The 2,010-nt window shown below is 56.9% G+C and carries 2 protein-coding genes; one reads left to right on the forward strand and one right to left on the reverse strand.

Annotation, left to right across the window (positions count from 1 at the left end; genetic code table 11):
- Positions 1-1,257 (reverse strand): ammonium transporter (locus BG52_RS00025; RefSeq protein WP_036666572.1); only part of this gene is annotated, 1,257 nt, incomplete at its 3' end.
- 437 nt (positions 1,258-1,694) lie between these two features.
- Between BG52_RS00025 and BG52_RS00030 the strand changes: the two genes are divergently transcribed.
- A partial coding sequence (locus BG52_RS00030; RefSeq protein ID WP_036586087.1) for a YugN family protein occupies positions 1,695-2,010 on the forward strand: 316 nt, incomplete at its 3' end.

Genomic DNA, 2,010 nt, shown 5'->3' on the forward strand with positions numbered 1-2,010 from the left:
GTGCTCTTGGCTATAGGCGGGCACGCCGTGAATCGCAACGTCGAGACCGACGAGCTCTTCATCCCTGGAGACACGAACCGGCGTAATCCGTTTAATCAACCATAGGAAGCCTGCCGTAAGCACGAAGCCCCAGACGCTGACGACCGCTAGTCCAAGGGCTTGTACGCCGAGCAGACTCCAGCCGCCGCCGTAGAATAACCCCGCGTAGCCTTTGCCGATTCCTGCGGTAAGCTCCGGTTTGGCGAACAGTCCGAGCGCAAGCGTGCCTATGCTGCCGCTGACGCCATGCACCGCGAAGGCGCCCACCGGGTCATCGATCAGTTTGCTCTCCAGAAATTCGGTCGCCAGCACCATCGCCACGCCGCTTACGGCGCCGATTATGATCGCCGCGCCGTCCGAGACGAAAGCGGCGCCGGCCGTAATGCCGACAAGTCCCGCCAGGGAACCGTTGATCACCATAGGGGGATCGGCTTTTTTGTAACGCAGCATGGTGAACAGGATGCAGGTCGCGCCCCCGGCGGAGGCAGCCAGCATGGTCGTTACGGCAATATGGCCGATGGAGCCGTTGGTCGCGCTGAGCGTGCTGCCGGAGTTGAAGCCGAACCAGCCGAACCACAGGATGAAGGCGCCGACGGATGCGAGCGGCAAGTTGGACGGGGGCACGATGTTCACTTTGCCGTCAGGCGTAAATCTGCCGATGCGCGGTCCGATGAACATGGCCGCCGCCAAAGCGGAGAAGCCGCCGAGCGCATGGATAACGGCCGAGCCCGCAAAGTCGATCATGCCGAGTGCGCCGAGCCAGCCGCCGGCGGACCATACCCAGTGACCCGCAAGCGGATAGATTAGACCGGTCATGGCGATCGTGAACAGGATGTAGGCCCGGAAATGTATTCTTTCCGCCACGGCGCCCGATACGATGGAGATGACGGCGATTACGAAGGCCGCTTGGAACAGCCAGTACGTGTCCAGCGAAATGTTCAGGCTGATATGCGAAAGGTCGCCGCCCATCATATAGCCGGTTGTGCCGATGAAGCCGCCCATGTCTTTTCCGTACATGAAAGCGAAGCCGATAAAATAAAAGACAAGCGCTCCGAACGTGATGTCGACGAATACTTTCATAATAATGCTGACTGCGTTTTTTTGCCGGACGAAGCCGGCTTCCAGCAAGGCGAAGCCGCCTTCCATGAGTAATATCATAGCGGCCGTCAAGACCACCCAGATCGTGTCGAGCCCTTGCGACAACGTCTGCAAATCCATTCCTTCCATCCCCTTTGAGGTCAATGATGATGTCAGATTACCTCTTATTTCTGCCAACCGGGTCCATTATAAAGTCCTTCTGTTGACTGTGTCAACGAATGCGGGTTATATCTAACGCATGATGTAATCTATTTTTAATGCCATTTTTGCGGCCATTTCGTGGTTGCCACCCGGCTGATGAATGAACAATTCGTTCAATGCATGTTTTGGGGATTGCTTATTGTTGCCCTGGGCATCGGCTTTCTATTAAGACAAAGCCAGATAACGGTCGATTCTGGCTCGGCAACAAGTGGAAGCGCATCATCCTGTTTCTGGGTTCTTCGCTAGGGCTGGATGCGCTCGAGCCAGGCTCACCCGTACATAAAGCTTGTGCTCACATAATTCGATAGGCGCCGGGCAAGCCTACGAACGACGACGTTCAGCGAGGAGACGGTGCGATGATATCGTTAGATTCGAAGCTTGAAGGAGTGGAGGGGGGGTTCGTCGAATGCCGAAATGTGTTGGGCGCACAAGGGTTCTCGATTGGCGGCAACTGGGATTACGCCGGAGGTTCGTTCGACCTGGCGCTGGACCGGCGAAATCAAGTGTGGCTGCGGCTTCCGTTCGGCGTGACATCGGGCAATCTGGATGCGGAATCGGAGGACAGCAATGCGCTGATTCGATTCGGAAGGCCTTATGTGCTCCATCACATTTATAAGGAGGGACCGGACGCGGACGTTCAGTCTGGCGTGGCGGGAGCGCTCGTCGATCAAT

It is taken from the genome of Paenibacillus darwinianus, assembly GCF_000598065.1.
In the GTDB taxonomy this organism is placed as follows: Bacteria; Bacillota; Bacilli; order Paenibacillales; family Paenibacillaceae; genus Paenibacillus_I; species Paenibacillus_I darwinianus.